The sequence below is a fragment of the Planktotalea sp. genome, assembly GCF_039984035.1.
Classification (GTDB): Bacteria; Pseudomonadota; Alphaproteobacteria; order Rhodobacterales; family Rhodobacteraceae; genus Planktotalea.
On sequence record NZ_JBDWVM010000320.1, the window covers coordinates 1 to 6,894 of the forward strand.

Below are 6,894 nucleotides of genomic sequence, written 5' to 3' on the forward strand. Positions count from 1 at the left end.
CCTTGCGCTTGGCATCCACCACGGCGCCTTTGCGTGCCTCATCCTGCAAAGGTTGCGGATCAATCAGACCAAACCGAAAACCAGAGAAAGAGTTCGCGCCTTCCTCGGCCACCTGATCGAGCACCTCCCCCAAACGATCCAAATCGCGCAGCGTGACCTGCACCGCATTGGACGCTTCAAACCCTTTTGGCGGCGCAATATCGCCGTTTTCATAGCTCCGCGTCTTTCCCCAAATGGGGTTAAGGTTCAGTGATGAGGTCTGCATATCTGCCGGATCGACACCTAACGCCTTCATTCTAGAGAGAATCGCTTGGACAGCAGCATTGGTTTTCGCCAAGGCATCTGCCGCATTTTTAGCGCTATGGCGCGCACCAAGTGTAATCACTGCTTTGTCTGGTGCGGCGCTAACGCGCCCTTCGCCAAGAACAACAATGCGGCCATTTGCGTCCACGCTCTGCGCGGCAATTGGCGATGCAAAAGCAAAGCCCACAGCCAACCCCAACGAGAAAACCCAATTTTTTAAGGACATTCTTAATACCTTTCGTCGATCATTCTAAGTGCTTGGCACAGTCACCGTGCCCAACATATGAGTTTAGACGCAAGCAAAAGGCCCATTCTTGGCAAAAAACTGCCGCAGAACGACGTGAAACTTCCCCGCAAAATGCAGGCAAGACTTCTTTTGCTAGGCAAGAACCTGCTATACTTTAAGAATTGGGACGCGCGACTTTCGCTGCGCGCTTGGGGAGACTAAATTAAGAGTATGAGACCGAATTTTACATTGTCGCTTTCGTTTAGCGGTATCCAACTCCTGCATCGGCAGGCGAATGGTTGGGGACGCGTCGGCGATGTCGATTTATCCACCGAAGATTTAGCAGGTGATCTTACGGCTTTGCGCGCCAAAGCCGATGCACTTGGTGGTGGATCTGTCGAAACCAAGGTCATCATCCCAGATGAACAAATCAAGTATTTGAGTGTCGATGCAACCGGGCTTGATCAGGCTGAGTTGCAGACCGCCGTGTTGGATGCGCTGGATGGCGCGACGCCCTATGCGGTGAACGAGCTTGAGTACGATTTTGCGAACGTAAACGGTAGTGTTCAAATCGCAGCCGTGGCCAAAGAAACGCTTCAAGAGGCAGAAGCTTTTGCTACCGAGCATGGGTTCACGCCGCTCGGTTTCGTCGCAGCGCCGACAGCCGAGAAATTTCCTAAAGAGCCAAATTTCGGCCAAAGTAGTTTGGCAAAGTCACAAGGCAGGCCAGCGCTTGTCACCGACAATGCGCCCGCGATCGCAACTGGCGATGCGATTCCTGTACCGCCTAAAGCTGTCGTTCCTGAACCGGTACCTGAGGTGGTTGAACAAGCCGCTGTGCCAACACCCGGCTTTTCCTCGCGCCGCGCGGTGCCTGAACCAGAGGCGCCTGTTCGCGCCCCTATCGTGCCGCCCGTCGCAACGCCGCCGCAACCCGCTCCCAGCCTGAATGGTGCAGTTCGCCAGAAAGACGTTAGCCCAGTTCCAAATACAGAGCCGGTTGTGCCGACCACTGCACCGCCTGTCTCTGCAAATGCGCCGCAAATCACAGGCCGATCACAAGCCGCGCTTGATGAACAAGACATCAATGCTAACCTAGGGGCACTGCGCCCGGGCGCCGCCGCTGATACATCTGCTCTCGATGATGTGCCCCCGATGCCAAGTGGTTTTGCTGCAGCGCCAAGACCAGCCGCGCTAAATGGCGCAGCGGATGGCGCGCCAATGGCAGATTTGCGAGCACCTGTCGCAAAGCAAATACCGGCGACCAAAACGATAGACACGCCCAACCGTTCAAGCGAAGCCGCTGCAAAAGCAGCCGCGCTCGCAGGAACCATTGGCAGCGCAACGCTTGCTGGTGGGCGCGCTGTGTTTGCCAAGGCGCTCACACGCAAACCAAAGCCAGAAGCAGTCGCTGAGCCCGATGTCCAAGCCGATGTCGCATCTCCACAAGAAGACGAAAAGCAGCGCATGACAGTGTTCGGTGCGCGCAAGCCAAAGAAAAAAGCAGCGCCAATCCCTGTGGGCGGCAAACCTCGTTTTCTAGGCCTGATCCTGACGGCGATCTTGTTGCTATTTCTTGTATCAGTCGCAGCTTGGGCCTCTGTCTTTTTAGATGACGGGCTCGCCCGTTTCTTTGGCGGCGGTGAGCGCAATCGCGCGATTGCGGAACTGCCAAACCCGAATGCAGAACCTGAGGCAGAAGAGCTTATTGAACTTGCCTCGCTAGAGACTGGCGTCGACGATATCCTAGTAGAAGACCTGCCAGCGGACCAATCTGGACTAACGCAAGTACGCCCAGAGCCGACAATCATTTCACCCGAAGAAGCCGCTGCAAAATATGCTGCGACGGGCATTTGGCTTGCAACGCCTCCGCAGCCTCAAAACCCGGCAAATATTGCGCTTGACGATGTCTATCCGGCGTCAATCGACGCGCGGATAAATGGGCGGGATGCTTTCGCGCTTGCACCGCTAAAGACCTCGCGCGACGTCTTGCCGAACGGGATCGCAGCTCCGGCCACTTCGGATGAAAATTTCGCCTTTGATGACAACGGCTTGGTCATCCCAACTCCTGAAGGCGCTCTTACGCCAGAAGGCGTTTTGGTATTTCTGGGGCGCCCTGCGCGCGTACCCCCAGCGATCCCTGAGCGCCTTCGTCAAGCACGCTTGGCCGCAGCGGAAAACCCTGCCTCGATTACAAACGATGAGGATACACTTGTTGCTGTGTTGCGCCCACGCGCTCGTCCAAACGGTTTGGTTGAGAGCACAGAACGCACCCAACTCGGTGGCAAAACACGCGCCGAACTTGCTAAAGTACGCCCAAAGCTGCGCCCTGTCCTTGAAAAAGAAGTTGCAGAGGTCGAAGCGGCCGAAGCCCCCGCAACGCGCCTTGCAGTTGCCAGCTCGCGAAAACCAAATGCGAGACCGCGAAACTTTGCGCGTACCGTCAACCGAGCGCAACAACAGGCCGCGCGCCAACAGCAAGAGACGACCGCAACAACAGTCGCCGCTGTCGCGCCACGCACAGTTACGCCAAAAATTCCGTCAAGCTCGTCTGTGGCCAAGGCTGCAACCGTTAAGAACGCGATCAACCTAAGCCGCGTTAACCTGATTGGCGTTTATGGCAAACCATCCAGCCGCCGCGCATTGGTGCGACTGTCCAGCGGTCGCTACAAGAAAGTCAAAGTAGGTGATCGGGTTGACGGCGGCCGCGTTGCCGCAATTGGCGAGGGTCAACTGGTCTATACGAAGAGCGGGCGCAACGTGACGCTTCGGATGCCAAAAGGATAAAGGCGCCCGAACCCGAGCGCCTTTTCTTTCTACGAGAGCCTGAAATTACTCAGCAGCCAATTCGCCTGCATCGATTTGTTCTTGCTCAATCGATTCAAACAACGCTTTGAAGTTTCCTTCGCCAAAGCCATCATCGCCTTTGCGTTGAATGAATTCGAAAAAGATCGGTCCAATCACCGTTTTTGAGAAAATCTGCAAAAGGATCCGCGTCTCACCGCCATCAACAACGCCTTCGCCATCGATAAGGATACCGTGCGTTTTCATGCGATCAATGGGTTCTTCGTGATCCACAACGCGTGTCTTGCTCAAATCGTAATATGCATCAGGCGGACCCGGCATGAACTTGATCCCACGCGAGGCGATTTCGTCCGTCGCATCATAAATATCCTTAGCACCCACAGCGATATGTTGAATGCCCTCGCCGTTGTACTTTTTCAGATAGGCTACGATCTGGCCCGTTTCACCACGATCTTCGTTGATCGGGATGCGGATACGTCCACAAGGGGAGGTTAACGCGCGACTGTAAAGACCCGTGAATTTCCCCTCGATATCGAAAAAGCGAATTTCGCGGAAGTTGAACAAGCCACTATAGAACGCAAACCACTTGTCCATGTTACCTTTGAACACGTTGTGCGTGAGGTGATCGAGGTAAGCGAAACCAACGCCTTCGGGATTTGCACGACCGACCCATTCAAATTCTTCATTGTATGGCGACGTCGCCCAATAGTTTTCGATGAAATAGATCAATGAGCCGCCAATCCCAACGATTGCTGGCACATCCATGGTTTTGTCATCGCCTTCATAGGGCGTCGCACCTTTGGCGACGGCATGGTCAAATGCGTGCTGTGCGTCGACAACCCGCCACCCCATCGACGGCGCGCAAGGACCATGTTCTTCGATAAATCGTGCACCAAAGCTCCCTGCTTCAGCGTTGATAATGTAGGTGATGTCCCCTTGCTGCCAAAGCTCAATGGCTTTGGTCTTGTGCGTTGCGGTGTGGGTATATCCCATTTTAGCAAATAGATCGCGAAGCTCTTGCGGCTCGGGATGTGCAAATTCAACGAATTCGAACCCGTCTGTTCCTGCTGGGTTTTCATGTGTAATCGTTGCGCGCGGTGCGTCGTGTGGAAATGGTCCCATGGATGGAACTCCTTCATAAGGTTGAGATCGATTGCTCTTGAAGCGAAATTAGCGCATAAAGAATGCGAAATGCGCGCGTTCTTCACTCACATACACCTATATCTCGCGTAGTTTTCGCACCCACGTGACACAATTTGAGAAATTTCCGCATGCTTGATGATGTCGACAAGAAGTTGCTCGCAGCGCTACAGCGTCATGCCAATTCTACTGCGCAAGAATTGAGCGATGCTCTCAACATGTCAGCAAGCCAGGTTGGGCGCCGTCGCCAAAGGCTCGAAACCGAAGGGTATATCACATCCTACCGTGCACATTTGGATGCCCAACAAATCGGCCTTTCGGTACAAGCCTTTGTACAGGTTCAACTAAGCTCGCATGGCCCAGAGCAAGCGAGCAGTTTTGCGCGGCTAATCGAACTACAAAGTGAAATAACAAGTGCTTGGACACTCACGGGTGATGCTGACTATTTGTTACGAATATACTGTTATGATCTCTCTGCGCTTAACAGCCTTATACACGACATTATCCTTCCCCACCCGGCGGTTGCGCGCGTCCAAAGCCAGATCGTCATGGATCAGCTTAAGCAAGACGCTCCGCTTCCAACTTAATCGCCAAGGACATCCGCATGGAAAGCTTCCTCTTTTCCGCTTCTATCTATCTTGGCGCTGCCGTTTTAGCAGTCCCCGTCGCCACGCGTTTGGGCTTGGGTTCCGTTCTTGGCTATCTCGCTGCGGGGATATTGATCGGACCAGTGCTGGGGCTTGTGGGAGCAGAAACCAAAGAAATCCAACATTTCGCCGAATTTGGCGTGGTGATGATGCTCTTTCTTATTGGTCTCGAACTCGAACCGCGCGCACTCTGGGATATGCGCCATCGCCTACTTGGGCTGGGTGGATTGCAAATTACGCTGACGACATTGGCATTTATGGTCGGCGGCATGGCATTCGGGCTGGGCTGGTCGGTTGCGCTTGCGGTTGGCCTAATCTTCGCGCTTTCGTCAACAGCGATTGTTCTTCAAACGCTCAGTGAAAAAGGTCTTATGCGCACAGGTGGCGGGCGGGCCACGTTTTCGGTTCTGCTCACCCAAGATATCGCCGTTATTCCAATCCTCGCGCTATTGCCGCTACTTGCCCTGCCCAAAGTGCTAACGTTGAATGCAGATGGATCAATAGATCGCCATCTTGGTGATGACCACTCAGCGGCGCATGGATCACTGAGCCTTGTTGCGGACCTGCCGGGTTGGGGCGTTACACTGGTTACAATGGGCGCGATTGGTGCGATCTTCTTTGCGGGTATTTTCCTAGCCCGGCCTGTTTTTCGCTTTATCCACGCCGCTCATTTGCGCGAAATGTTCACCGCTTTGGCGTTGCTCATCGTCGTTGGAATTTCCTTTTTGATGATGCTCGTCGGTCTTTCGCCAGCGCTTGGCGCTTTTCTTGCGGGCGTCGTTTTGGCCAACTCGGAATTCCGTCATGAATTGGAAACTGACATTGAACCCTTCAAGGGTCTGTTGCTCGGGCTCTTTTTCATCACCGTTGGTGCCGGCATCAACTTTGCCGTACTCATGCATGATCCCAGCAGCATAATTCTTCTCACAATAGCCGTCATTTTGATCAAGGCATTCGTGCTCTTCGCACTCAGCTATATCTTTAAAATACGAGGCACGGATCGCTGGTTATTCACCCTCGGACTTGCCCAAGCCGGTGAATTTGGCTTCGTACTTACTGCGTTTAGCGTCGCCCAGAATGTCATCCCGATTGCCCTGTCTGAGCGGATTTTACTGATCATCGCGCTTTCAATGCTCGTCACGCCGCTCTTCTTCATCTTGATGGATATCATCAGCAAACGCTTGCCAGCCGCAGCGCAAGACATGCAGGCGGATGAAATCGACGAAGATGGGCCGGTTATCATCGCAGGCGTTGGCCGCTTTGGTCAGATCGTGAACCGTTTGGTGGGATCGGTTGGTTTCAAAACAGTTGTGATCGATCACGATATGGACACCATTGATTTGATGCGCCGCTTTGGTTTCAAAGGTTTCTTTGGCGATCCAACACGACCGGACATGTTGCGCGCAGCGGGGCTCGCACAGGCGCGTGTGTTGGTCGTTGCTTTAGATGATCCTGAGGCAACCCTGAAACTTGTGACCCATGCGCGCAAAGAACGCCCTGATCTACATATCATCGCCCGCGCACAAGATCGGAGCACTGTGTTTCGGTTGTATCAGGCAGGCGCGAATGATATCGTGCGTGAGATGTTCGACAGCTCATTGCGCGCGGGTCGCTATGTTTTGGAGAATATCGGCTTGTCAGAGTTTGAGGCTGCCGAGGCTGAAAAGGCCTTTTTTCACCATGATCGACATGCGGTACGTGAATTGGCACGCGTTTGGAACCCAGACATCAGTTCCGGCGACAACGCGGCCTATATTGCACGTGCAAAAGAGT

Annotated in this window: 5 protein-coding genes; 3 read left to right on the forward strand and 2 right to left on the reverse strand. The window is 53.8% G+C overall.

Annotated features, from left to right (window positions below; genetic code table 11):
* On the reverse strand, nt 1-529 hold a 529-nt coding region (locus tag ABJQ89_RS14340), incomplete at its 3' end, for an SIMPL domain-containing protein (RefSeq protein ID WP_348496870.1).
* Nucleotides 530-760: 231 nt separating this feature from the next.
* Between ABJQ89_RS14340 and ABJQ89_RS14345 the strand changes: the two genes are divergently transcribed.
* The gene (locus ABJQ89_RS14345) at nt 761-3,316 is read left to right on the forward strand and encodes a hypothetical protein (RefSeq protein WP_348496871.1); all 2,556 of its coding nucleotides are present in this window, start codon (nt 761-763) and stop codon (nt 3,314-3,316) included.
* 45 nt (nt 3,317-3,361) lie between these two features.
* Here ABJQ89_RS14345 and hppD read toward each other — a convergent pair whose 3' ends face one another.
* Nucleotides 3,362-4,456 carry a 4-hydroxyphenylpyruvate dioxygenase gene (gene hppD / locus ABJQ89_RS14350; protein WP_348496872.1) on the reverse strand — a complete coding sequence of 365 codons (1,095 nt, stop codon included), beginning with the start codon at nt 4,454-4,456 and terminating at the stop codon, nt 3,362-3,364.
* A gap of 149 nt (nt 4,457-4,605) precedes the next feature.
* Between hppD and ABJQ89_RS14355 the strand changes: the two genes are divergently transcribed.
* Both ABJQ89_RS14355 and ABJQ89_RS14360 read left to right on the forward strand, forming a co-directional pair.
* Complete coding sequence (locus tag ABJQ89_RS14355) at nt 4,606-5,061, forward strand: Lrp/AsnC family transcriptional regulator (RefSeq protein ID WP_348496873.1); 456 nt, start codon at nt 4,606-4,608, stop codon at nt 5,059-5,061.
* A 17-nt stretch (nt 5,062-5,078) separates the two neighbouring features.
* Nucleotides 5,079-6,894 (forward strand): cation:proton antiporter (locus ABJQ89_RS14360; RefSeq protein WP_348496874.1); only part of this gene is annotated, 1,816 nt, incomplete at its 3' end.

Bases quoted from the DNA above. Each gene is read 5' to 3' on its own strand.
- ABJQ89_RS14345 (WP_348496871.1), top strand. From the start codon at position 761: ATGAGACCGAATTTTACATTGTCGCTTTCGTTTAGCGGTATCCAACTC.
- hppD (WP_348496872.1), bottom strand. From the start codon at position 4,456: ATGGGACCATTTCCACACGACGCACCGCGCGCAACGATTACACATGAA.
- ABJQ89_RS14355 (WP_348496873.1), top strand. From the start codon at position 4,606: ATGCTTGATGATGTCGACAAGAAGTTGCTCGCAGCGCTACAGCGTCAT.